Source organism: Streptomyces sp. NPDC008163, from assembly GCF_042956885.1.
Taxonomy (GTDB): Bacteria; Actinomycetota; Actinomycetes; order Streptomycetales; family Streptomycetaceae; genus Streptomyces; species Streptomyces drozdowiczii_A.
Genome location: NZ_JBIBHG010000009.1, coordinates 246,189 through 267,946, shown reverse-complemented (window position 1 = coordinate 267,946; position 21,758 = coordinate 246,189). Strand labels below are relative to the sequence as shown.

Annotated in this window: 24 protein-coding genes and 1 tRNA gene; 13 read left to right on the top strand and 12 right to left on the bottom strand. The window is 72.2% G+C overall.

All coding sequences use genetic code 11. The annotated features are described in order from the left end of the window. The first annotated feature begins 20 nt into the window (after positions 1-20). Together ACFZAT_RS21655 and ACFZAT_RS21650 are read left to right on the top strand one after the other, a co-directional pair. On the top strand, positions 21-509 hold the full coding sequence (locus tag ACFZAT_RS21655) for a GNAT family N-acetyltransferase (RefSeq protein ID WP_391265868.1): 489 nt from the start codon (positions 21-23) through the stop codon (positions 507-509). Positions 510-696: 187 nt separating this feature from the next. Then, positions 697-1,329: an LAETG motif-containing sortase-dependent surface protein gene (locus ACFZAT_RS21650; protein ID WP_391265867.1), complete on the top strand. Its 633-nt coding sequence runs from the start codon at positions 697-699 to the stop codon at positions 1,327-1,329. 86 nt (positions 1,330-1,415) lie between these two features. On the opposite strand, the gene ACFZAT_RS21645 is transcribed toward ACFZAT_RS21650, so the two are convergent. Next, positions 1,416-3,587, bottom strand: a complete 2,172-nt coding sequence (locus ACFZAT_RS21645) for a SpoIIE family protein phosphatase (protein ID WP_391265866.1) — start codon at positions 3,585-3,587, stop codon at positions 1,416-1,418. 188 nt (positions 3,588-3,775) lie between these two features. On the opposite strand from ACFZAT_RS21645, the gene ACFZAT_RS21640 reads away from it, so the two are divergent. Then, complete coding sequence (locus ACFZAT_RS21640) at positions 3,776-4,846, top strand: 3-hydroxyisobutyryl-CoA hydrolase (protein WP_391265865.1); 1,071 nt, start codon at positions 3,776-3,778, stop codon at positions 4,844-4,846. 52 nt (positions 4,847-4,898) lie between these two features. Here the strand turns inward: ACFZAT_RS21640 and ACFZAT_RS21635 are convergent, their stop codons facing one another. Both ACFZAT_RS21635 and ACFZAT_RS21630 read right to left on the bottom strand, forming a co-directional pair. After that, the gene (locus ACFZAT_RS21635) at positions 4,899-5,126 is read right to left on the bottom strand and encodes a hypothetical protein (RefSeq protein ID WP_073862049.1); all 228 of its coding nucleotides are present in this window, start codon (positions 5,124-5,126) and stop codon (positions 4,899-4,901) included. Between the two features lie 89 nt (positions 5,127-5,215). Continuing rightward, positions 5,216-5,701: a hypothetical protein gene (locus ACFZAT_RS21630; protein ID WP_391265862.1), complete on the bottom strand. Its 486-nt coding sequence runs from the start codon at positions 5,699-5,701 to the stop codon at positions 5,216-5,218. Between the two features lie 135 nt (positions 5,702-5,836). On the opposite strand from ACFZAT_RS21630, the gene ACFZAT_RS21625 reads away from it, so the two are divergent. Then, positions 5,837-6,691 (top strand): pentapeptide repeat-containing protein, encoded by an 855-nt coding sequence (locus ACFZAT_RS21625; RefSeq protein ID WP_391265859.1) that lies wholly within the window; start codon positions 5,837-5,839, stop codon positions 6,689-6,691. Between the two features lie 4 nt (positions 6,692-6,695). On the opposite strand, the gene ACFZAT_RS21620 is transcribed toward ACFZAT_RS21625, so the two are convergent. Further along, positions 6,696-7,202: an SRPBCC family protein gene (locus ACFZAT_RS21620; RefSeq protein WP_391265855.1), complete on the bottom strand. Its 507-nt coding sequence runs from the start codon at positions 7,200-7,202 to the stop codon at positions 6,696-6,698. A 220-nt stretch (positions 7,203-7,422) separates the two neighbouring features. Between ACFZAT_RS21620 and ACFZAT_RS21615 the strand changes: the two genes are divergently transcribed. Next, positions 7,423-8,790: a radical SAM protein gene (locus ACFZAT_RS21615; RefSeq protein ID WP_391265852.1), complete on the top strand. Its 1,368-nt coding sequence runs from the start codon at positions 7,423-7,425 to the stop codon at positions 8,788-8,790. Between the two features lie 4 nt (positions 8,791-8,794). On the opposite strand, the gene ACFZAT_RS21610 is transcribed toward ACFZAT_RS21615, so the two are convergent. Next, positions 8,795-9,679 carry a LysR substrate-binding domain-containing protein gene (locus tag ACFZAT_RS21610; RefSeq protein ID WP_391265849.1) on the bottom strand — a complete coding sequence of 295 codons (885 nt, stop codon included), beginning with the start codon at positions 9,677-9,679 and terminating at the stop codon, positions 8,795-8,797. Between the two features lie 115 nt (positions 9,680-9,794). Here ACFZAT_RS21610 and ACFZAT_RS21605 point away from each other — a divergent pair, with 115 nt between their 5' ends. Together ACFZAT_RS21605 and ACFZAT_RS21600 are read left to right on the top strand one after the other, a co-directional pair. Next, entirely contained in the window at positions 9,795-10,667 is an 873-nt protein-coding gene (locus tag ACFZAT_RS21605; protein WP_391265847.1) for an oxidoreductase, read from the top strand. Positions 10,668-10,809: 142 nt separating this feature from the next. Next, positions 10,810-11,361: a GH25 family lysozyme gene (locus ACFZAT_RS21600; protein WP_391265846.1), complete on the top strand. Its 552-nt coding sequence runs from the start codon at positions 10,810-10,812 to the stop codon at positions 11,359-11,361. 16 nt (positions 11,362-11,377) lie between these two features. Here the strand turns inward: ACFZAT_RS21600 and ACFZAT_RS21595 are convergent, their stop codons facing one another. Beyond that, on the bottom strand, positions 11,378-11,785 hold the full coding sequence (locus tag ACFZAT_RS21595) for a VOC family protein (RefSeq protein WP_391265845.1): 408 nt from the start codon (positions 11,783-11,785) through the stop codon (positions 11,378-11,380). A 56-nt stretch (positions 11,786-11,841) separates the two neighbouring features. On the opposite strand from ACFZAT_RS21595, the gene ACFZAT_RS21590 reads away from it, so the two are divergent. The 3 genes from ACFZAT_RS21590 to ACFZAT_RS21580 all read left to right on the top strand — a co-directional run bounded on the left by ACFZAT_RS21590 (position 11,842) and on the right by ACFZAT_RS21580 (position 14,200). Then, positions 11,842-12,303: a MarR family transcriptional regulator gene (locus tag ACFZAT_RS21590; protein WP_391265843.1), complete on the top strand. Its 462-nt coding sequence runs from the start codon at positions 11,842-11,844 to the stop codon at positions 12,301-12,303. Between the two features lie 35 nt (positions 12,304-12,338). Beyond that, entirely contained in the window at positions 12,339-12,608 is a 270-nt protein-coding gene (locus tag ACFZAT_RS21585) for a hypothetical protein (protein ID WP_391265842.1), read from the top strand. Between the two features lie 110 nt (positions 12,609-12,718). Further along, complete coding sequence (locus ACFZAT_RS21580) at positions 12,719-14,200, top strand: carboxylesterase family protein (RefSeq protein ID WP_391265840.1); 1,482 nt, start codon at positions 12,719-12,721, stop codon at positions 14,198-14,200. Here ACFZAT_RS21580 and ACFZAT_RS21575 read toward each other — a convergent pair. After that, entirely contained in the window at positions 14,179-15,054 is an 876-nt protein-coding gene (locus ACFZAT_RS21575; RefSeq protein WP_391265839.1) for a hypothetical protein, read from the bottom strand. The two genes, ACFZAT_RS21580 and ACFZAT_RS21575, sit on opposite strands and share 22 nt — an antisense overlap. Before the next feature lie 213 nt (positions 15,055-15,267). Between ACFZAT_RS21575 and ACFZAT_RS21570 the strand changes: the two genes are divergently transcribed. Continuing rightward, positions 15,268-16,416, top strand: a complete 1,149-nt coding sequence (locus ACFZAT_RS21570; protein WP_391265838.1) for an alpha-lytic protease prodomain-containing protein — start codon at positions 15,268-15,270, stop codon at positions 16,414-16,416. Positions 16,417-16,485: 69 nt separating this feature from the next. Here ACFZAT_RS21570 and ACFZAT_RS21565 read toward each other — a convergent pair whose 3' ends face one another. Both ACFZAT_RS21565 and ACFZAT_RS21560 read right to left on the bottom strand, forming a co-directional pair. Next, entirely contained in the window at positions 16,486-16,926 is a 441-nt protein-coding gene (locus tag ACFZAT_RS21565; protein WP_391265836.1) for a GNAT family N-acetyltransferase, read from the bottom strand. 53 nt (positions 16,927-16,979) lie between these two features. After that, positions 16,980-17,052, bottom strand: a tRNA-Ala gene (locus tag ACFZAT_RS21560). A gap of 106 nt (positions 17,053-17,158) precedes the next feature. Here ACFZAT_RS21560 and ACFZAT_RS21555 point away from each other — a divergent pair. Continuing rightward, positions 17,159-17,755: an NUDIX domain-containing protein gene (locus tag ACFZAT_RS21555; RefSeq protein ID WP_391265835.1), complete on the top strand. Its 597-nt coding sequence runs from the start codon at positions 17,159-17,161 to the stop codon at positions 17,753-17,755. A 27-nt stretch (positions 17,756-17,782) separates the two neighbouring features. Here the strand turns inward: ACFZAT_RS21555 and ACFZAT_RS21550 are convergent, their stop codons facing one another. Further along, positions 17,783-18,832, bottom strand: a complete 1,050-nt coding sequence (locus tag ACFZAT_RS21550) for a PhlD (RefSeq protein WP_391265833.1) — start codon at positions 18,830-18,832, stop codon at positions 17,783-17,785. A gap of 112 nt (positions 18,833-18,944) precedes the next feature. After that, entirely contained in the window at positions 18,945-19,775 is an 831-nt protein-coding gene (locus ACFZAT_RS21545; RefSeq protein ID WP_391265832.1) for a helix-turn-helix domain-containing protein, read from the bottom strand. 730 nt (positions 19,776-20,505) lie between these two features. Here ACFZAT_RS21545 and ACFZAT_RS21540 point away from each other — a divergent pair. Next, positions 20,506-20,709, top strand: a complete 204-nt coding sequence (locus ACFZAT_RS21540; RefSeq protein WP_018104984.1) for a cold-shock protein — start codon at positions 20,506-20,508, stop codon at positions 20,707-20,709. A gap of 78 nt (positions 20,710-20,787) precedes the next feature. Here the strand turns inward: ACFZAT_RS21540 and ACFZAT_RS21535 are convergent, their stop codons facing one another. After that, positions 20,788-21,390 carry a hypothetical protein gene (locus tag ACFZAT_RS21535; RefSeq protein WP_391265830.1) on the bottom strand — a complete coding sequence of 201 codons (603 nt, stop codon included), beginning with the start codon at positions 21,388-21,390 and terminating at the stop codon, positions 20,788-20,790. Between the last annotated feature and the right edge of the window lie 368 nt (positions 21,391-21,758).

Below are 21,758 nucleotides of genomic sequence, written 5' to 3'. Positions count from 1 at the left end.
GGCCAGGCATCCTGAGCGCCATGTTGATCAGGGAAGCCACCCCCGAGGACTGGCCCGCCATCTGGCCGTTCTTCCATGAAATCGTCGCCGCGGGCGAGACCTTCACCTACCCCCTCGATCTCCAGGAGGCAGACGCCGCCGGCTGGTGGCTCCTGGAGCCACCCAACCGGACCGTGGTCGCGGTCGCCGACGACGGGACCGTCCTCGGCACGGCGAAGATGAACAACAACCACATGGGCAACGGATCGCACATCGCCAGCGCCAGCTACATGGTCGACCCCCGCCACTCCGGGCGCGGTGTCGGACGCGCCCTGTGCGAGTACACCATCGACTGGGCACGCACGGCCGGGTACCGGGCCATGCAGTTCAACGCGGTGGTCGAGACCAACACCCACGCGGTCAAGCTGTACCGCTCGCTGGGCTTCGACATCCTGGGCACCCTGCCCGAGGGGTTCGACCACCCGGCCGAGGGTTTCACAGGGCTCCACATCATGCACCGCCGACTCTGAGGACGGGACGGGCGCCGGGGGCGAGCGGGCGGTGCCGGCCCGTGTCCGGCATGTCCCAACCGGCGACGGTGTGGGGGTGGTTGTGACGCGGAAACGGCTGTGGGGCGGGTGCACACGGTGGGGAAGGGGGCAGTACTGTGCGCTGCACCGCCCATACGGGCGCGAAACATCTGCGGAGGAAATATCCATGACCATACCCAGGAGATCGTGGCGCGCAGCGGGAACTCTCGTCGCCGCCGCGGTGGTCGGCCTCTCCGGCGCGGTCCTCACCGCCGGTCCGGCCGCAGCTCACACCCCCACCTGGGACGTGACCTGTGACGGAGTGAGCCTGCACCTCACTCAGTACAACCCCGGCGTCACCAACGAGGTGACCGTCACCGTCGACGGCAACGCCCTGCTGCCGACGGAGAAGTTCGGCAAGGACTTCGAGAAGAAGCTTTCGCTGCCGGAGCACGACGAGCCGCTGACGGTCTACCTGGTCGTCAAGGCCGGGGACGGCGACCAGTACTCGAAGGAAGACACCAAGCAGGCGCCGGTGTGCGAGGACACCCCGCCGTCGAAGCCGACGCCGAGCCCGTCCAAGACGAAGCCGTCCGAGACACCCACCACGGCGTCCCCCAGCCCGACCGTCAAGCCGAGCGAGTCCGCTCCGTCGTCGTCCGCGCCCGTCGCGGCGGCGCCGAGCCCCAGCTCGCCGGACCTGGCCGAGACCGGCTCCTCGTCCGCCACGCCGATCATCGGTGGCGCGGCGGTGGCCGTGCTGCTGGCCGGCGGCGGCATCATGTGGTCGGTGCGCAAGCGCCGCACCGCACAGCACTGACGTAGACCGCGCCGCCCGGACGCGTACAGCGGAGGGGCGGCGGGGCCGAGGGGCGTACCGTCACGCGCGACGTGGCGGTGCGCCCCTCACCGTTGTCCGCGCCCGCCCCGCGGGCCGCCCCCGGGCGGTTCCGCGGTGTGCCGGTGCACGGGGGGTGTGGTGGGCGGCGCGCTCGGACCGATCTCGCACCAGACCGCCTTTCCCTCCCCCCGGGGCTCGATGCCCCAGCGCGTGGACACGGCGTCGAGCAGCAGCAGCCCCCGGCCCGACGTCGCGGTCTCGCCCGGTGACCGGCGGCGGGGCCACGCGCTGGAGCGGTCCTGCACCGAGAGACGCACCCGGCGGACCGGCTCGGGCAGCACCTCCAGGGTCAGGACGGCCCCGCCCTCCGTGTGCAGGAGCACGTTCACCAGCAACTCCCCGGTCACCAGCTCGGCGTCGTCGGCCAGTTCGGCCATGTCCCAGTCGGTCAGGGCCTGTCGCACGATGGTCCGCGCCTCGGACAGCCCCTCCGGGTCGGCCTGGTGGATGTACTGGTGGAGCCTCGGCGCCCGCGGCGACCCCGGGTCCGGGCTGCGCCGCAGCACCAGCAGGGCGACGTCGTCACCGGAGCCCCACCGCTCCCACAGCCGGTCCGACAGATGGTCGGCCAGCGCCTCCGCACCCGCCGGCCCCGCGCTGACCTCGGTGATCAGGGTGCGCACCCCCGCGTCGATGTCGGCGCCGGGCTCCTCCACCAGCCCGTCGGTGTACAGCACCAGCGTCTCGCCCGGCACCAGATCGAGCCGGGTCTCCGGATACTCCTCGTCGCCGAAGTCGGTCGAGATGCCCAGCGGCATGCCGCCACGCACCCGGGGGCTGCCGACCCGGCCGTCCATGTGCCGGATCAGCGGCCCGAAATGGCCGGCCCGCACCACCCGGACGGTCCCGGTCTCCAGATCGACCTGGGCATAGGCACACGTCGCGAACCGGTCCGTGTCCAGCTCGGCGAGGAACCGCGAGGCGCGGGCCAGCACCGTGGCGGGCGGATGCCCCTCGGCGGCGTACGCGCGCAACGCGATCCGCAGCTGGCCCATGATCGCCGCGGCGTGCGTGTCGTGCCCCTGGACGTCGCCCACCACGATCCCGAACCGCCCCTTGGGCAGGGCGATCACGTCGTACCAGTCACCCCCGACCTGACGGCCGCTCCACGCCGCGTGGTAGCGGACCGCGATCTCGCCGCCCTCGATGTCGTGGATGCGGCGCGGCAGCATCGCGGACTGCAACCCCGTCGCGAACTCGCGCTCCTCGTCGAACAGCTTGGCCCGCTGGAGGGACTGGGCGACGATCGCGGCGAGCCCGAGGCACAGATTGCGCTCGTCGGCCGTGAAGGCGGTGCGCTGCCGGTAGAAGAGGGCCAGTCCGCCGAGCGTCCTCGCCTGCGCGACCAGCGGCAGATAGGCCGCCGCCTGGAACCTCAGCCGGCCCACGTACGGCTCCAGCACCGGGTAGCGCCGCGTCAGCGCCGCCAGCGAGCCGACGAAGCGGGGACGTCCGCTGAGCACGGTGTCGGCCAGTGGATACGTCGGGTCGAGCCGTCCCGAGCCCAGCTCGTCCAGGACCTCCAGGGACTCACCGCTCAGCGCGATCACGTTCAGCGCCGCGTTGTCCAGCAGCCCGAGCGCCAGCCCGTCCGCGCCCAGCCGCGCCAGCCCGCCGGGACCGGTCAGGGCGGCGGTCACATCGTCCACCGTCACCGCACGCGACAAGGCACTCGTCGTGCGCTCGACGATGTCCGTCTGGCGGCGTCGCCGTTTTTCCAGCTCCAGCACGAAGTCCGAATGGGTGACCTCGGCCGTCGCGTCCCGCACCAGACCGATGACCCGGTGCGCCTTCCCGTCCTCGCCGCGCAGGATGCGCCCCTGGACATGCGTCCACTGGTCCCGGCCGTCGGCGAACGGAATCCGGAAGTGGACACTGTAGGAGCTGCCCGCGCCCTTCAGCGCCTCGTCCGTCGCCACGCCCAGACGGTCGCGCTCCTCCGGTTCCAGCAGCTCCGCCAGGGACTCCGGGCGAGCGTCGTAGTCAGCCGGGTCCAGACCGAAGACCAGCAGGCCGGCCTCGTCCATGTCCAGGGTCCGGGCATCCAGGTCCCAGTCGAAGCTGCCCGTCCGGTTCAGCGCGAGCCGTTCCGCCGTATCGGTCTCGGCGGCCGGCGTCCTGCCCTCCGGCCGACCGGGCGGGCCGGGAACGACCGGGGGCCGGTTCTGATCGGTCATTCCAGCTCCGAGGGTCGTCCGGCGGGTCCGCCGTACGGCGTGCCTCAATTGTCCGGCCGCTCCGGCGCGCCTGCCACAGCGGAACCACCCCGCACCGCCCGCCCCTCCGGGGCCCGCGCACAATGACACCGGAGGACCGTCCCTCGACCGGAGGACGGCACGGCACCCGGGCTGAGCGGAGCGCACGCATGAACCACGAGGACCCCGTCCTGCTGCACACCGAAGGGCGCGTCCGCCACCTCACGCTCAACCGGCCCCGCGCCCTGAACGCGCTCAACCACGCCATGGTGCGGCTCATGGCCGACGCGCTCGACGCGGCCGGGAGCGACGAGGCCGTCGTCGCCGTGCTGCTCACCGGCGCGGGGGAGCGCGGCCTGTGCGCCGGCGGCGACATCCGTGCCGTCCGCGACGACGCCCTGGCCAAGGGCACCGGCTCGCTGGACTTCTGGCGGGACGAGTACCGGCTCAACGCACGCATCGCCCGCTTCCCCAAGCCGTACGTCGCCCTGATGGACGGCATCGTGATGGGCGGCGGCGTCGGAGTCTCCGCCCACGGCTCCGTCCGGATCGTCACGGAGCGCTCCCGCATCGCCATGCCGGAGACCGGGATCGGGTTCGTCCCGGACGTCGGCGGAACGTACCTGCTGGGAGCCGCACCCGGTGAACTCGGTACGCATCTCGCGCTCACCGGCGAGGCGGTCGGCGCGGCCGACGCGCTGCTCTGCGGACTCGCCGACCACTTCGTGCCCGCCGAAGGGCTCCCCGGCCTCGTCGCCGCACTCGCCGAGTGCACCACCCCCGAGGCCGTCACCGCGACCGTCGCGGCCCACGCCCGCCCCGCCCCCGGAGGCGAGCTCGCCGCCCATCGCGGGTGGATCGACGCCTGCTACGCGGCGGACACCGTCGAGGAGATCCTGGACCGCCTCGCAGGCCACGGGGACCCGGCCGCCAAGCAGGCCGCGGCGACCATCCTGGCCAAGGCGCCCACCTCACTGAAGGTGACGCTCGAAGCCGTGCGCCGGGCGCGCCGCCTCGGCGGACTCGAAGCGGTCCTCGACCAGGAGTACCGCGTCTCGACCGCCGCCTTCGCGGGACCCGACCTGGTGGAGGGCGTCCGCGCCCAGATCGTGGACAAGGACCGCAACCCCCGTTGGCACCCCGCCGAGCTCGCCCAGGTCACCCCCGAGGAGGTGGCCCGTCACTTCGCGCCCCTCGGCGACCGCGAACTCGGCCTCGCACCGCTCCCCGAGGCCGGCTGAGGCACCACCGGCGGGGCTGAGGCACCCCGGCGGGACCGCCCCGGCGCTCTCCTCAGTGGCCGCTGCCCGTCAGGCTCGGCCGGAGCGAACCGACCAGTTCGAAGAACCGCGTCTCATTGCCCGCGAACCCCGCTCGCCGGAGCGCCCCGTCCGCCTCCTCCATCGGTGACGTGAGCAACGGCAGGTAGACCGGGGCGTCGTCCGGGTCGGAGAGGGCGGCCCGGGTGGCCTCCAGTAAACGGACATACGCCTGCGCCGCCGCGAGTTCGTCCTTGCGCATCTCAGCATCTCCAGTTCAGAGGTGTCGGACCCCACCAGCATCCCCCATGGGTCTGACAACAGCGGCCGGCGAGTGGCACGGCACGGCGACTATCGGCCGTCCGGACGACCCGCCGACGGCTCGACCTCCAGAAAACGGCGACCGCGCGGCCCCCGGTACAGCAGCGCGGTCCAGCCCAACTCCCGCAGCGCCGCCGCGCACCGGGTCAGCTCATCGGCCTCCTCGTACGCCGCCCCGCTCCCGGCCGGCCCCGGCCACTCCACCCGCACCGTGCCGGGCGACGCCCCCTCCGTCACCCGGTAGCCCTTCCCCGTACGCTCCCCTGACGGTCCGACCGCAGAGGCGGGGAGCCCGGCGGCTTCCAGGGCCAGGGCCACGGCCCGTACCGGACGGTGCAGTTCCCACGGGGCGGGCACCGACTCCGGGTCGGCCCGGCCGCCGTTCGCCAGCCGCCTGATCTGCAACAGCCCGGCCCACGCCGACCGCACCGAAGCGGCGCGCGCCGCCGCCTCACCGGGAGCCGACGGGCCGTCCCCGGTCGCCGGTTCGAACCCGTTCTCCTCCTCGCCGCCCATCCGCGACCCCCTCCTCCCGTCCCCGTGACGCACTGCTGCCAGTGTGCGCCGCACCACCGACAACGGCCGACCGGACGCGAAGCCGATAGGCTCCGGTGCTGCTCGTGAACACCGCGCCCCGAAGGACCCACCCCTGTGCCCGACACCGACCGGCCCGCCGGCACCGACCGTCAGGACGACGACGGCCGTGCCGCCCTGCGCGCCGACTGCGGCAGCTGCTTCGCCCTGTGCTGCGTCGCGCTGACGCTCACCCGCTCCGCCGACTTCGCCGTCGACAAGGCGTCCGGCACACCCTGCCGGAACCTCCGGGACGACTTCCGCTGCGGCATCCACTCCCGGCTGCGCACCGAGGGGTTTCCCGGCTGCACCGTCTACGACTGTTTCGGGGCCGGTCAGAAGGTATCGGTGGAGATCTTCGGCGGCCGGGACTGGCGGGCCGCCCCCGAGACCAAGCAGCAGATGTTCGAGGTGTTCCCGGTCGTCCGGCAACTCCATGAGCTGCTCTGGTACCTGACGGAGGCGGCCGGCCTCGCCCCCGCCCGCTCCCTGCGCGGCGAGATCCGGCGCACCCTCGAAGCGACCGAAGCCCTGACCCGCCTCGATGCCACCGCCCTGTCGGAGCTCGACGTGGCCGCCCACCGGGGCGAGGTCGCCGTGCTCCTCGGGCGCGTGAGCGAACTCGTCCGCGCCACGGCACCGGGCCGCCGGAAGCGCAGCCACCGAGGCGGCGACCTCATGGGCGCCCGGCTGCGGAAGGCGGACCTCCGGGGCGCCGATCTGCGCGGCGCCTACCTCATCGCGGCGGACCTCGGCGGCGCCGACCTGCGCATGGCGGACCTGATCGGCGCGGACTTCCGGGACGCGGACCTGTCCGGCGCCGACCTCACCGGCGCGCTGTTCCTGACCCAGGCGCAGGTGAACGCGGCCCGGGGGAGCGGTACCACCCGGCTCCCGCCGTCGCTCGCCCGCCCTGCCCACTGGACGCCGTGACCCGTCAGGCGGCCGGTGACTCCAGAGCCGCCTTGAGGCGTTCGAGCGTGGTGCGGATGTTCCGGCGCTGGAACGCGGCGAAGGTGTGCCCCCGCGTGGCCACCCGGTCGAAGGCATTCGCCACGACGTCCGGCCAGGCGCGGCGGTCGTCCGTCCACGTCTCCGTGACCCGGGTGCCGCCCTCCACCGCCTCGAAGCGGTACTCCCACGTGGCGATCGGCCCGCGCAGCAACGGCCGCCGCGCACCGATCGCATGGACCCGGAACGCGAACCGCCTCCCGGGATCGGCCGCCGTCACCGTGCACCGTGTCGTCCAGCTGACCGGCCCCCGCTTGTTGCGGCCGTCGAAGACCATGCCGACGTACGTCTCCCGGCGCTCGCCGCGCACCCGCGCGCCCAGGTTCTCCGGGCTCCACCGGCCCATCGCGGTGGGGTCGCTCAGCCGCGCGTACACGTCCAGCGGTCCGGTGCGCACGACGATGCTGTCCGACACGGACATGGTGCGGGGCATGAAGCACCTCCGATCCGCGGCCGGCGGCGGTCACCAGCGGGCGTCGGACCGGCCGCACGGCCGACGGGCTCCCGCCCCCACACCTTACTGACCGGTCACATAGGATTCGGAAGCGGGGAGTGACGCATCCGGCAGCCGGGAAGAGAACGCCCCGCGGCCGTGGTTCGTTGCACAGACGTCGCATCCGGAACACGCCGACGACCGACCGAGGAGCCCGCACATGCCCAGCCGCACCGATCCCAGCCGCACCGAGCCCGGCACCGCAGACCGCACCCGGCTCGTCGAACGGCTGATGGAGCAGTTCCCGCACGTGCCGCGCGAGGCCGTCATCAAGGAGGACCTGCTGCGCGGCGGCGTCGCCTTCGACGAGTCCGCGCTCAGCGACAACGAGGGCGGTGACGTCAAGCCGAAGTCGTACTTCATCTTCTCCTTCGACCACGGCACCCTGCCCGAGCTCGGCGCGGCCGCCCTGCGCCGCCCGCCCGAGGAGATCGTGCTCACCGGCGGCCCGTACGAGCTGCGGCGCACCGTCGTCTCCGTGCGTGTCAACCCCGCGTCCCCCTACCGTGTCGCGGCGGACGCGGACGGGATGCTGGGGCTCTACCTCGACGGCAGGCGCATCTCCGACGTCGGCCTGCCCCCGATGCCCGACTACTACCGGCACACGCTCGCCAACGGGAAGTCGGTCATGGAGGTCGCTCCGACCATCCAGTGGGGCTACCTCGTCTACCTCACGGTCTTCCGCGTCTGCCAGTACTTCGGCGCGAAGGAGGAGTGCCAGTACTGCGACATCAACCACAACTGGCGCCAGCACAAGGCGGCGGGCCGCCCGTACACCGGGGTGAAGCCCGTCGAGGAGGTGCTGGAGGCGCTGGAGATCATCGACCGGTACGACACGGCGAAGACCTCCACCGCTTACACCCTCACCGGCGGCGCCATCACCTCGCACATCGGCGGCCGGGACGAGGCGGACTTCTACGGCCAGTACGCCAAGGCCATCGAGGAGCGTTTTCCGGGCCGGTGGATCGGGAAGGTCGTCGCCCAGGCCCTGCCCAAGGCGGACGTGCAGCGCTTCCACGACTACGGGGTGCAGATCTACCACCCCAACTACGAGGTGTGGGACCGCCGGCTGTTCGAGCTGTACTGCCCCGGCAAGGAGCGCTACGTCGGCCGTGACGAGTGGCACCGCCGCATCCTGGACTCCGCCGACGTCTTCGGCGCCCGCAACGTCATCCCGAACTTCGTGGCCGGTGTCGAGATGGCCGAGCCGTTCGGTTTCACCACGGTGAAGGAGGCCATCGACTCGACCACCGAGGGCCTGCGCTTCTTCATGTCGCACGGCATCACCCCGCGCTTCACCACCTGGTGCCCGGAGCCGACGACCCCGCTCGGCAAGACCAACCCGGACGGGGCGCCGCTGGAGTACCACATCCGGCTCCTGGAGTCCTACCGCGCGACGATGGAGGAGTTCGGGCTCAGCTCGCCTCCCGGTTACGGCCCGCCCGGAGCGGGGAACGCGGTGTTCTCCGTCAGCTCCTTCATGGACAGCCTGCCGCCCGCCCCGGAGGACGCCCCCGGAGCGGAATGAGGGGTTACGCCTCCGAGGCGAGCTCGCGCACCACACGGGCGAAGCCCCGTACCAGCGCCGTGTCCGCGCCGTCCGCCCAGGCCAGGACCACGCGCAGCGGCTCGACATCGGTGAGCGGCACCCAGGACAGATCGGGGCGCGCGTAATAGCGGGCCATGCTCTCGGGTGCGAAGCAGATCGCGGACCCCTGCGCCACCTGCTCCAGCATCTCCTCGACGTTGTCGTTGGTCGGCCCCCAGACCGGGGCCGACCCGTCGGGGCGCGGATTGACGGCCCACCAGTCCACCCACTGCCGGGGCGCCCGCCGGGTCCAGAGCAGGGGCTCGTCCTTGACGTCGAGGACGGAGACGCCGGAGCGGGACGCCAGCGGGTGCGCCGTGGGCAGGCCGACGACACGGGACTCGGTGTGCACCGTCTCGTACGTGAGCCCGGTCAGGTCGTTGGGCAGCCAGACGAACGCCACGTCCGTGAGACCGTCCCGCAGCGCGTCGGCCTCCTGGCCCCAGTCGTACCGCTTGGGCGCCACCCGCACTCCGGGATGGAGGCGGGCGAACTCCGCCCGCGCCCTGGTGGTGAGTTCGCCCGCCCCGCTCGCCTCGAACCCGACCCGCAGCACACCCGTCTCGCCCCGCGTGTGACGCGCGGCCGCCGCGGTCACACGCTCGGCCTGCCGTACGGTGAGCAGCGCCTCGGCGATCACATCGCGCCCCGCCGCGGTCGCCGAGACTCCGCCCGCGTGACGGTCGAACAGCTTCACGCCGAGCTCCGTCTCCAGACTCTTGAGCGCGTACGAGAGAGCCGGCTGGCTGACGAAGAGCCTGCGGGCGGCCCGGCCCAGGTTCTCCTCCTCGGCCATCACCGTGAGGTAGTGCAGCTGGCGCAGTTCCATGGCGCGATCATAAGCCGTCTTTATCGCTCCGGTGAATCCATGTCTTGGACCGTCCTCGGGTGCGGATGACATAAAGGGATCACCACAACGCGCCGACGAAAAAACGGAGTTGGACATGAACACCGCCCCCGCCACCCCCGCCCGCGACAACGCCCCGGGCCGTGTCTGGCTGATCACCGGCGCCTCCTCGGGCTTCGGCCGGTCCATCGCCGAGGCCGCCCTCGCCGCCGGGGACACGGTCGTCGCCACGGCTCGCCGCCCCGAGGCGCTGGACGACCTCGTCGCCGCACACCCCGACCGCGCGGTCGCCGTCCAGCTCGACGTCACCGACACCGCCCGCATCGCCGACGTCGTCGCGGACACCGTGCTCTGGTACGGGCGGATCGACGTGCTCGTGAACAACGCGGGCATGGGACTCGTCGGCGCGGTCGAGGAGACCACCGACCGCGAGCTGCGGGACCTCATGGACCTCCACTTCTTCGGCCCCGCGGCTCTGGTCCGGGCCGTGCTGCCGCACATGCGCCGCAACGGTTCGGGCGCCGTGGTCCAGATGAGCAGCATGGGCGGCCGGTTCACCTTCCCCGGCGTCGGCGGCTACTCCGCGACGAAGTTCGCCCTGGAGGGGCTGTCCGAGGCGCTGGCCGCCGAGGTCGCCCCGCACGGCGTCAAGGTCCTGATCGTCGAACCCGGTTCCTTCCGCACCGGGTTCGCCGGCGGGGGCGCCCTGCGCCAGTCCGCGCCGCTGGACGCCTACGCGGACTCCGTCGGGCCGGTCCGCAGCGGCCTGCCCGAGTCGGACGGCAAGCAGGAGGGCGACCCGGCCAAGGCCGCCGCGGCCATCCTCACCGCGCTGGCCGCCGAGGACACCCCGCTGCGACTGCCGCTCGGCAACGACGCGACGGACGCCGTGCTCGGCGCGCTCGACGCCTCCCGCGCGGAGACGCTCGCCTGGGAGAAGGTCAGCCGCTCCACCGGCTTCGATGCCTGACCTCCCGTCCGGGTCACCCGTGCGTGTGTGCCGGAGCGTGCGCCCCGGCACACACGCGCATTCGCGCTCCCGGCATGGGTGAAGAGCGGGCGGGAGGGGAAGACAAGCGGAACAGAGCCAGCCATTTGTAGAGGCGGTGCCCATGCTGCACGGTGTCGATGTCAGCGCCTATCAGTCCTCGTTCGACACGGACGGACTGGACTTCGTCTTCATCAAGGCCACCGAGGGCCGTTCGTACGTCAACCCACGCCTGACCGACCAGACGAAACGTGCCCGCGACGCCGAATGCGTCGTCGGCTTCTACCACTTCCTGTGGCCCGGAAACATCACGGCCCAGGCCGAGTACTTCCTGAGCAAGGCGCCCGAGAAGGCGGGTGACCTGCTCGCCGTCGACTGGGAGCAGAACGGCGAGGGCACCCGGCCGAGCAACGCCGAGAAGGACCGCTTCATCCGTGAGGTCAAACGCCTCCGGCCGCACCACCGCGTCCTGCTCTACTGCAACCGCTACTTCTGGCTCAACCACGACACCACGTCGTACGCCGGGGACGGGCTCTGGGTCGCCGACTATGTGAAGGCGGGCAAGCCGCGCATCAAGGCTTCCTGGCGCATCCACCAGTACACCGACCAGCCGCTCGACAAGGACGTCGCGGACTTCTCCTCGCGGGCCGCGATGCGCGCCTGGGCGCGGAAGTGACGGCGGCCGCCACCGGTCAGTAGGACTGCAGCTCCACGAGATGCCCCCCGGGGTCGCGCACATGGGCGGTGCGCAGCCCCGGCCCCCACTCCGGGCGGTCGCACGCGGGCGCGGTCAACTCCGCACCGTGACCGAGGCAGAGGGCCAGCCCCGCGTCGACGTCCGCCACGCGCAGGACGAACATCGACCGGTCCTGGGCCGGCGGCGGGTCGGCGGGCAGATGCTTGGTCCCGGCGACCGTCGCCATCGCGCCCCGGTCGAACAGCACCAGTACACCCTGGCCCTCGACGTCCCAATGCGCGTACGGCCCCGATGCGTTGCCACTGGCCCGTACGGCACCGATCAGCTCCGGCAGTACGGCGTCGTAGAAGCGGAAGCAGTCGGCGAACCGGTCGACCAGCAGGCGGGGATGCAGCGCGTCCACAGAGGCTCCTTCAGTAGGTGCACACCCATCATTGGGTTGGCCCTACGATATACCCGATGAACGAAACCCCTCCCAGTCTCCTGGGTATGACGACCTACCTCATGTCCAAGACCGGCAAAGCGGCGCGCGGCAGGCTCGCCGACCGGCTCGCCGAACGCGGGCTGAGGCTCTGGCACATGGCGGTCCTCGCCGCGCTCGCCGACTTCGGCCCCCATGTGCAGCGCGAACTCGCCACGCGGCTCTCGATCGACCGCAGCGACGTCGTGAAGATCGTGGACGGGCTCGGCTCGTCCGGCCTGGTGGAGCGGGCCCGCGACACCGCCGACCGGCGACGCGTCACGGTCACCGTCACACCGGCCGGCCGCGCCCTGCTGGAAAGCCTCAAGTCCGAGGCGCTGGCGGTGCAGGACGACGTCCTCGCGCCCCTGACCTCCCGCGAACGCGCCCAGCTGACCGCCCTGTTGCTCCGCGTCCACGAAGGGGCGCGGGAGAACGCACCGGTACGGCCAGGTCGCTGACCCATTCGACGTGCCGGGTGCGGCAGAATTCTCCGGTGACCACACCCGCGGCCCAGCCGCCTCGTGACCGTGCGCTCGGGCGCGGCATCACCACCCTCATCCCGCAGGCCGCGCCCGCCACACCGGCCGAGCAGGCGGCGGCCGTGCTGACGGCCATGCGGTCCGTTCCGGTGCGCGTCGGCGTACTCCAGGCGGCGGTGGTGCTGCTGGAGGAGCGGGTGCGGGCCACGGAGGACGAGGCTGAGCGGGCCGCCGCGGCGACCACCGTGGCCATGCTCCGCAGCGCCATCGGACAGGCCGGCTGACCGCCTCCCCGATCACCTCCGTCGAATTCCCTTCGCGCCGACGCCGGAAGTGAGCCATCCTGATCACCGCTCCCGGCCGGGCGCGATGACCGAAGGGCAGTGGGAGCGCGTTGACGGGCAGCGGTGTGTACGAGACGGCAAGCGGTCGGGTGCGCGGACGCGCACCGCACGGGGGCGTCGTCGCCGTCCTCGGAATCCCGTACGCCGAGCCGCCGTTCGGCGAGAACCGCTTCCGGGCCCCGCGCCCGCGCGCTCCGTGGCCCGGAGTCCGCGACTGCGCGGAGTTCGGCCCCGTCGCCCCGCAGTCCGCCGAACTGCCGGGCGCTCCGGTCTGGTCACCCGGTGACGAGGACGTGCTGAGCCTCAACGTCTGGGCCCCCGCGACCGCACCGGGCCCGCTGCCCGTGCTGGTCTGGATCCACGGCGGCGCCTACACCTTCGGATCGAGCGCCCAGCCGGACTTCGACGGTACGGCCCTGGCCCGCACCGGCCTCGTCGTCGTCACCCTGAACTACCGCGTCGGCTTCGAGGGCTTCGGGCAGATCCCGGACGACGCCGGACCGCCCAACCGCGGTCTGCTCGACCAGCTCGCCGCCCTCGAATGGGTCCGCGACAACATCGCCGCGTTCGGGGGAGCCTCGGACAATGTCACCCTGGCCGGACAGTCGGCCGGAGCGACGTCCGCGGTCTGCCTGATGGTGATGGACCGCGCGCACGGGCTCTTCCGGCGGGTGATCGCCCACAGCGCGGTCGGCCCCGTCTTCGCACCGGAGCTCGCCGAGCAGGTCACCGCCCGCGTCGCCGCCGCCGCGGGGACCTCCGTGACCGGGGCCACCCCGCAGGAACTGCTCGCGGCTTCGGACCGGGTCGTCGGGGACTACCGCGACGACCCCGGCTCCGGGGCGCTGCACTGGGACCCCGTCATCTACGGACCGGTCGCCGACGGGGAGGTTCTGCGCGACGACCCGCTCGCCCTCGTCGCCGCCGGAGCCCCCCGGCACATCGACCTCCTCGTCTGCCATACGACCGAGGAGTACTGGCTGATGGACGCCGTCGGCAGCGCCTGCGAAGTCCCCACGGACGAACGCCTTCGGTGCTTCGCCGCCGACTTCGGCCTGCCGTCCGGGCTCGTCGACGGGTATCGCGCACTCATGCCCGGCGCCGAACCGTACGACCTCCACCTCGCCGTGTACGGGGACCTGATGTTCGCCGAGTACAGCAGCCGGCTCGCCGAGGCCCACACGGCGGCGGGCGGCCGCGCCTTCCTCGCCCGCTTCGACCGCAGGGGCGGGGGAGTGCGCGCCTGGCACTGCGCCGACGTGCCCTTCGCCTTCGGCAACGTGGACGACGAGCGCACCCGGTTCCTCATCGGCGGCGCCGCGCCCACGGCCGAGGACCGGGCCCTCGCGCACCGGATGACCTCGGCCTGGGCCGGGTTCGCGGCCATCGGCGACCCCGGCTGGGTGCCGGGCGCCGGCCACGTCAGGGTGTGGGAAACGCCCGGCCGGGCCGCGGCGCCCGGGCGCTGGACGGACAGCGACGCGGTCCGGGCGCTGTGGGACACGTACACCTACCGTCCCGCCCGCTCCTGACACGGCGGATCACATCGGGGGCAGCTCCAGCGGTCCCCGGCCCTCTCGGACCTTGCCGATCTCCCGCAGACCGCCGCGGAGGTCGGTTGTGGCCAGAACAGCCCGGTTGCCCGGACACGGCTTCTCCCCGTCCGGCTCCTCGGAGCAGAGGACGTACCCCGTCGGCCGGTCGACGGTGCCGGGCTCCAGGCGCCCGATCCACTCGTAGCCACTGACCCGCACGCGGGGGTGGGCCGCTTCCCGGCGACGGCCGGGGAGACCAGACTGACCGACGCGCCCTTCACCTCGGTTCCGTCCTTCCGCTGCCGCGCGCATGCTCCGATGTCCTTGAGCAGGCCGGTGACCGTCGCGTTGGTGGGGGACGCGGCGATCCACGGCGCCCCGGTCTGCGGGTCGACGGCGACCACCTCGTGGCCGCAGCGCCGGAACGCGCCGAGGAGCCCCCGCAGCGCCGCCGCGTCGCGCCGTCCCCGCTCCACCGCCTCGTCCATCACGCCCCGGCAGTCATGGGTGTCGCAGGTGCCCGCGTCGGCGTCCACCCGCATCCTGACCACGGCGTCGGGGTCGTCGGTCATCGCGAAGGTGATCTCCGAACCGCCGGAGCGCGGGAGCAGGGTGTGCGCGTCGATGACGCGGAGGACGCTCGGGTGATGCTTCGCGGCCGGCTTCTCGGCGTACGCGCGGTCCTCCTCGGTGGTGGTCACCCACCCGCACCCCGCGAGGGCGGCGGCGAGTCCGAACGCCAGTGCCCCGGCCGTTTCGGCCGCCGTCCTGCGCCGTCTCGGCGATCCGCCCATCTCCGCCCGCCCCCTGCTCGCGTTCCGGGCGTCCAACGGCCGGACCTGCTCCTTCATCTGATGTGACGGTAGGACGGCGCCGCGTGCGGGGGATGAGTACGGCTACTCAGCGGGCGGCCCGTACCGTCACCCATGTCATTGGCATGGACCTGCTAATGACTTCTCCGCTACAGTCCGGAGCGGCACACTCTGAGAGCGCTCTCACGGAGGACGCCTCGGACGCCTGCTGTTCCTCCCCCACCCAGCCGGAACAACAGAAGGGCCAAGACCTTGAGATGCTCCACAGCCTTGAGGACCGCACTCTCCGCCGTACTGCTCCTCGGAGCCTGGGCGGGCGCGGGCTTCCCCTCGGCCTCCGCCGCCGACACCCCTGCCACCGCTCCCGCGCCCGCATCCGACGGTCTGCTCACCGCCATGCAGCGCGACCTCGGCCTGACGGCCCATCAGGCAAAGGTCCGGCTCTCCCAGGAGAAGACCGCCACCGCGCTCCAGCCGAAGGCGCGCCACGCCGCCGGAGCGGCATATGGCGGCTCCTGGTTCGACCCGGCGACCGGCGGTCTGACCGTCGCCGTCACCGATGCCGGCCAGGCGAACGCCGTACGGGCCACGGGCGCCGCCGTGCGCATGGTGAGCCACACCGAGAAGCGCCTCGACTCGGTCAAGGCGAAGCTGGACAAGCTGGACGCCCCGCAAGGCGTCAGCAGCTGGCACGTCGACCCCCGCACGAACTCGGTCGTCGTGGACGTCGTCGCGTCGCAGCGTTCTGACAACGATGTCCAGGAGTTCGTCCGGAAGGCCCGCGCGGCCGGTCCGGTCACCGTCGAGCAGACCGCCGAGGCACCCCGGACCTTCTCGGCCGGGACCGTCGGCGGCGACCCGTACTACACGGGCAACGTACGGTGCTCCATCGGCTTCTCCGTCTACGGCGGCTTCGTCACGGCCGGGCACTGCGGCCGGGCGGGTGCCGGGGTCAGCGGCTGGGACGGCTCCTTCATCGGCAACTTCCAGGGCTCGTCGTTCCCCGGCGACGACTACGCGTGGGTCAGCGTGGGCAACGGCTGGTGGACGGTCCCCGTCGTCCTCGGCTGGGGCACCGTCTCCGACCAGCTGGTCCGGGGATCCAACGTGGCTCCGATCGGCGCCTCGATCTGCCGCTCCGGCTCCACCTCGCACTGGCACTGCGGCAATGTGCTCGCCACCAACGACACGGTCAACTACGCGGACGGCGCGGTCTACCAGATGACCAAGACCAGTGTCTGCGCGGAGGGCGGGGACTCCGGAGGCTCCTTCATCAGCGGTGACCAGGCGCAGGGTGTCACCTCGGGCGGCTGGGGCAACTGCAGCTCCGGCGGCGAGACCTGGCACCAGCCGATCAACGAGATCCTGAACCGGTACGGGCTGACGCTCCACACCGCCTGACCGCGATCCGCGCGACCCGGGGCCTGCCGAGCGGGACGGCGGGCCCCGGTGCGCGTGCCAGCCGGGGCGTCAGGCCAGCCGGAGGTCGATGAACGGCACGGTGTCGCCCGGCAGGACGTACCGCTCGGTCTCCACGAAGCCGTTCCGCAACGCGAACCGCAGGCCCTCGGGGTTCGACTCCAGGACACACGTCTCGATGACCTCGGCGCCGAGCTCCCGGGCCAGCTCCAGCCCGTGCGCGTACAGCTGTCCGCCGAACCCGTGGCCCCGGTGCTCGGGCAGGATGCGGGCGATCACGGTCCCCACCGGATGGTCCGTGCCGGGCGGGCGCACCGTGGAACACCCCACCAGTACGTCCCCCGCGTACGCGACGCACAACCGGTTGCGCCCCGCGCGCTCCTTCACTTCCGCGAACGACAGGGCGGCCGTCGGGATGATGGCGTTGTGGACGGACTGCCAGTCCAGGAGCGAGGCGTCGCACTCCACCCGCTCGATACGAAGATCGGTCATCGCGCCAGGAAACCGGTCGCGGGGGTGCGCGTCAACCGGCGCCGGAGGACGGGGCGGGCCGACCGGATTCGAACCGGCGTGCTCCTACATGCCGTGAAGGCGCGACGACCACTGCGCTACGGCCTACCCCGCCGGGCAGCCTACCGGCCGTACGGCCCCGGGCCTCAGCTGGTGTCACACCCGGGCCTCCCCTCGCACCTTCCAGGGACGGGAGAGACCCGAGGAGGCCCAAGTGACCACAGTGACCGGACCCGGCTCCGCGCAGACCGGTGCCGCGCCGGCGCCCATCCGCCGGGTGCGCGAAGTGCCCGTCTTCCGCAACCGCTTCGGCACGCTGTACAACGACGACGTCGTCGCCCCGTCCGGGGCCACCGGACAGTACCTGCGATGGCAGGCACGCAAGGAAGGGGCCGTCGTCGTACCGGTCGGCCCGGACGGTTACGCCTTCGTGGCGAACTACCGCTACCCGGTCCAGGCCGCCTCCCTGGAGTTCCCCCGGGGTGCGAGCGAGGACGGGGAAGGGCTCGCGGCGTCCGCCGTCCGCGAACTGCGCGAGGAGACGGGGCTCGTCTGCGCGTCGCTGCGGTCCCTCGGCGTCATCCACGCCGACACCGGCATCCTCGCCGCTCCGGTCCAGGTGTACGTCGCGGAGGTGGACGTGGCGACCGCCGGGCGGGCGGAGCCCGAGGCGATGGAATCCCTCACCGAGCCCGTCTGGGTCACGCCCGGGGAGTTGCCGGGTTGGCTGACCGAGGGACGTATCACCTGCGGCATCACCCTCGCGGCGCTCGCGCTCCTCCAGGCCCACCACCCGGCCGGGCGGCCCTGAGCGGCTTCGCTCGGCGCGCACGGCCGCTCAGGCCGCCCAGGTCCCGCGCAGCGCGGCCGTGGCGAAGCCCGGCCCGTACGCGACGGCGATCCCCTCGGCGCCGGCCGGCGGCGGTTCGGCGTGGGTGCGTTCGAGGATGCGGAGTACGGAGACACCGCCGAGGTTGCCCTCGTCGGCCAGGGTGGCGGTGGAGTGCCGGCTGTCGTGGGCGTCGAGGCCGAGCGCCGTCGCGGTGTCGCTGATGATGCGCGCGCTGCCGGGATGGATGACCCCGAAGTCGACGGAGGGCCGGCCGAGCCAGGACAGCAGAGCGGGCAGCACGTCGTCCGCCGCGCTCAGCGCCTCCTTCGTGCTGTCGAAGTGGAAGCCGGCCGGATCGAGGCGGCCGGCGTACCGGGTGAGGCTGTCCGGCAGGACGTGCTCGTAGGTGTCGGCCGGGGAACCCACGCGGAAACCGGGGCCCAGCCGGGCATCGGTGACGAGCGTCGCCGCCGCGCTGTCCCCGAACAGCACCTTGTAGATCATGTGCTCGACCGCGTCGTCCTGGTGGTTGTACACGGCGGAGATGACTTCGGCGGCGACCACCAGGACGGTCGCCCCGGGTCTCGCGGCCAGCAGGTCGACGGCCCGGATCAGCGCCTGGGTGCCGCCCGCGCACGCCAGCGTCGTCAGGGCGATCCGGCGGACGTCCGGCCGCAGGCCCAGCCGGTCGATGAGATGGATGTCCATGTTGGGGACCGACCAGCCCGTCGAATGCGTCGTGATGACGGCGTCCACATCGTCCGGTCCCACCCCGTACGCCCCGAGCACACCCCGTGCCGCCTGCTCCGCCATGTCCAGCGCGTCGGTGAACGCCGCCTCGGCCCGGGCCGTGACATCAGCGTCCCCCGACACCGTCGGCGCCGTCAGCGGCCGGGTGAAGTACCTGCTGCGCACCCCGGTGTTGGCCACGATGCGGAGGATCGCGGCGAGCCGCGGGTGGTCCGGGTGATGGGCGCGGATGTCGTCCGCGATCTCACCGGTGGTCACTTTGTGGGCGGGGAACACGGTGGTGGGGCGGGCTATGTAGGCAGGCACGACATCCTCCGGCGGGCACAGTGCGGCGGCGATGTGGGGGTGGGCACAACCTAAGCCACAAACGGCTGTTCCGCCCTGATCACAACACCGCGAAACCCCTGGAGGGAAGCCCCTACTGAGCGCGCAGTACCGGAACGCGGGTGTGCGCGCGCCGCGCGCCCGCGTGGAAGACGAGGACGATCATGCGCGCGCCCGGAGCCGCCATGGGCTGCGCGGCACACATCGTCACCCACCCCGGACCGTCGACGGCGTGACGGATGGGCCGTTCGTCGCCGTCCGGATGGATGTGCGCACCGCCCGACTCCCAGATCGGGGCGCACTCCGGGTCGGCCAGCACGTCCTTCTCCAGCCGGCGGAGCACCTCGTCGTCGGGCCTGCTGGCGAGCGCCGCCCGCAGTTGCGGCACGACCAGCGGCGCCCAGGCGGTGTCCCAGTCGATGAGCATCTCGCGGCCCTGGGGTTCGATGAGCATCCACCTCATCGTGTTCGTGGGCACGTTCCCGCCGGGGAACAGCCGCGCGAACTCGCCGTTGTGCGCGATGAGCTCCCAGGAGGCGTCGGTGATGTACGCGGGATGGGTCATCCCGTCGATGGCCTCCTGCCACACACCCGGGACCTCCTTGCCCGAGCGGGCGGTGAGCGGTCCCGGCGGGTCGCCTATCCCGGCGTACCGGCACAGCGACACCCACTCCTGCTCGTTGAGGGCGAAGAGCATCGCCACATCACGGAGGAAGCCGGTGTCCGGCCGCGGCCAGGCGCCCGACTCCAGCCGGCGATAGGTACCAGGGGTGCGGTGCAGCAACTGGTCGACCTGGTGCTGGGACAGCCCGGGGGCGCGGCGACCCTGCCGGGACGAACGGTGGAAACCGTGCCCGGTGGGGTCGATCAGCGCACGGCGGACTCTGAGCAGTGTCCGCAGTGCCGTCTTGTCCGTGTTGGTCATGCGATCAAATCCCCCGCGTATGAGCCCGGTTGCGCGGGCGTGAGCCTAATTGGCGCGACGTGGCTTAGCGCTAAAAACTGGACGTAGAAAACAGTCTGTTTACCTTCCATGCTGGAGCCCGTGAGGCAGCGGACCACAGCTCTTCGGGGCGGTGAGCCCGGGCCTGACGTGCGGTCTTCCTGCTGTCCTCTCCTGGCAATGTTCGCAGCCGGAATTCCGCACCCGTTCAGAACGGTGGCGGGAAGGGCTTGACCAGCAGACCGTATTTCGTCCCCCCGGCGGGGCGGACTGCGCACCACGGTCCGCTGATCTGGCTCTTTCCGTCACCCACCTCGGTCTCCCGGGCCGAGGCGGGGCGGTACTCGGTGCGGTCGGCAGCCCCCCTGCCGGCCGCACCATTCTCATCCCGGCGGGCACTGCTCCATCCGGAGCCCGTTCGTGCCCCCTCCGGTGCTCCGGTCCGGTGACACCGTCCCGGGTGTCAGGTTCGCCACCTGCCCCGGTTCCCCGTGACTACGGCCCCATCAGCGGCTTTCCCCGGCATCCGGCGCGACGCGAAGTCGTTGCTCTCTGGTGGAGAGGGGTTTCGCCATGTAGCGTCACTGCCGGAAGTCGTGGTTCGCCGAAACCGCCCGTGCTCCGGCGCGGGCGCCTTGCTGTGCAGGGGGCGGAGCAGGACACCACTGGGACCGCGTGGTGCGGCTCCCGATATCGACTGAGAGGCACCGGCATGGCCAGCGGAACCGTCAAGTGGTTCAACGCCGAAAAGGGTTTCGGCTTCATCCAGCAGGACGGCGGCGGGCCGGACGTCTTCGCTCACTACTCGAACATCAACGCCTCCGGCTTCCGTGAGCTCCAGGAGGGCCAGGCGGTGACCTTCGACATCACGCAGGGCCAGAAGGGCCCGCAGGCGGAGAACATCACGGCCGCCTGACGCCGTCGTACCACCGTCCGGCCCCCGGGGAGCACGCTCCCCGGGGGCCGGACGTGTGACACGGCCTTGTGCACGCCCTCAGCCGGCCACCGGCGCCTCGTCGCACTCGGACGCGACAGATGCCGTCGCCGTGTACATGGCCGTGCCCTTCTGGATGCCCTTCCCGACGACGCCCCGCTTCACCAGGGTCTCCAAGGTGTTGCGCACCACCTGCACCGAAGTGCCGCGCTCCGGGTGCGCCTGCGCCAGATCCGCGTGCACCTCGCGCACCAGGCGCGGTTCGCCCAGGGGCATCAGGGCGCGGATGAGCTGGTGCAGGGGAGGGGTCGCGGTGGGCGCCGCCTTCTTGGGGCTGGTCCTGGCCCGGGACGGCCTCGCCTTCGCGCGCCCGGCGGGCCGGGGGCCGGGGACGGGCGTGCCGGCCGGGGCGTCACCCCCGGCCGGCTTCGCACCGGTGCGCGGCGCGCGGCGCGGCCTCGGGGGCGCCGTCTCTCCCGGCAGCGCGGCCTGCATTCCGGTCAGCCAGGTCTCGTCCGCCCTCAACTGGTCCAGGCGGGCCCGCAGCCGTTCGATCTGTGCGGCGAGTTCCTTCTGCTCCGCACGGTTGTCGGTGAGATCGGTGGCGAATCGCTCGGCATACATCGTCTGTACGCTCTGCGACGCACTGTCCGCGTTGTTCATGATGGTCCACGCTCCTCGGGCCGGGGGTTTGCTGTCGCACGCCCCCATTCACCACCCGGAAGGACGCGAAAAGCGTAAATTGCGCCCAAGATCCAGCCGAAGGGATGAACGCCCGGGCGGAGACGGGGCGATCTCGTCGGCCGGGCCGCATGCGCAGGTCGGATCTCTCAACTCCGTTTGTGTGTACAGGTCTTGCATTGACGCATGCGTGTGCTGTTCATAACATCGCAACACCTGAAGCCGTGAATGACCGGATCTCGCCGATGACGAGACCGTTCGGCCGCCGCGGTATCCCCGTGCCGCTCCGTCCCCCACACGCTCCACACGTCCCCATTGACCTGAAGCAACCGCACACCACGCCGCTCGGC

What these genes read in the sequence shown, in the direction of transcription:
- ACFZAT_RS21640 (WP_391265865.1), top strand. Translation starts at nt 3,776, where the DNA reads ATGAACCACGAGGACCCCGTCCTGCTGCACACCGAAGGGCGCGTCCGC.
- ACFZAT_RS21610 (WP_391265849.1), bottom strand. Translation starts at nt 9,679, where the DNA reads ATGGAACTGCGCCAGCTGCACTACCTCACGGTGATGGCCGAGGAGGAG.
- ACFZAT_RS21655 (WP_391265868.1), top strand. Translation starts at nt 21, where the DNA reads ATGTTGATCAGGGAAGCCACCCCCGAGGACTGGCCCGCCATCTGGCCG.
- ACFZAT_RS21615 (WP_391265852.1), top strand. Translation starts at nt 7,423, where the DNA reads ATGCCCAGCCGCACCGATCCCAGCCGCACCGAGCCCGGCACCGCAGAC.
- ACFZAT_RS21565 (WP_391265836.1), bottom strand. Translation starts at nt 16,926, where the DNA reads ATGACCGATCTTCGTATCGAGCGGGTGGAGTGCGACGCCTCGCTCCTG.
- ACFZAT_RS21620 (WP_391265855.1), bottom strand. Translation starts at nt 7,202, where the DNA reads ATGCCCCGCACCATGTCCGTGTCGGACAGCATCGTCGTGCGCACCGGA.
- ACFZAT_RS21635 (WP_073862049.1), bottom strand. Translation starts at nt 5,126, where the DNA reads ATGCGCAAGGACGAACTCGCGGCGGCGCAGGCGTATGTCCGTTTACTG.
- ACFZAT_RS21545 (WP_391265832.1), bottom strand. Translation starts at nt 19,775, where the DNA reads ATGACCAACACGGACAAGACGGCACTGCGGACACTGCTCAGAGTCCGC.
- ACFZAT_RS21535 (WP_391265830.1), bottom strand. Translation starts at nt 21,390, where the DNA reads ATGAACAACGCGGACAGTGCGTCGCAGAGCGTACAGACGATGTATGCC.
- ACFZAT_RS21645 (WP_391265866.1), bottom strand. Translation starts at nt 3,587, where the DNA reads ATGACCGATCAGAACCGGCCCCCGGTCGTTCCCGGCCCGCCCGGTCGG.
- ACFZAT_RS21630 (WP_391265862.1), bottom strand. Translation starts at nt 5,701, where the DNA reads ATGGGCGGCGAGGAGGAGAACGGGTTCGAACCGGCGACCGGGGACGGC.
- ACFZAT_RS21650 (WP_391265867.1), top strand. Translation starts at nt 697, where the DNA reads ATGACCATACCCAGGAGATCGTGGCGCGCAGCGGGAACTCTCGTCGCC.
- ACFZAT_RS21605 (WP_391265847.1), top strand. Translation starts at nt 9,795, where the DNA reads ATGAACACCGCCCCCGCCACCCCCGCCCGCGACAACGCCCCGGGCCGT.
- ACFZAT_RS21590 (WP_391265843.1), top strand. Translation starts at nt 11,842, where the DNA reads ATGAACGAAACCCCTCCCAGTCTCCTGGGTATGACGACCTACCTCATG.
- ACFZAT_RS21540 (WP_018104984.1), top strand. Translation starts at nt 20,506, where the DNA reads ATGGCCAGCGGAACCGTCAAGTGGTTCAACGCCGAAAAGGGTTTCGGC.
- ACFZAT_RS21600 (WP_391265846.1), top strand. Translation starts at nt 10,810, where the DNA reads ATGCTGCACGGTGTCGATGTCAGCGCCTATCAGTCCTCGTTCGACACG.
- ACFZAT_RS21575 (WP_391265839.1), bottom strand. Translation starts at nt 15,054, where the DNA reads ATGAAGGAGCAGGTCCGGCCGTTGGACGCCCGGAACGCGAGCAGGGGG.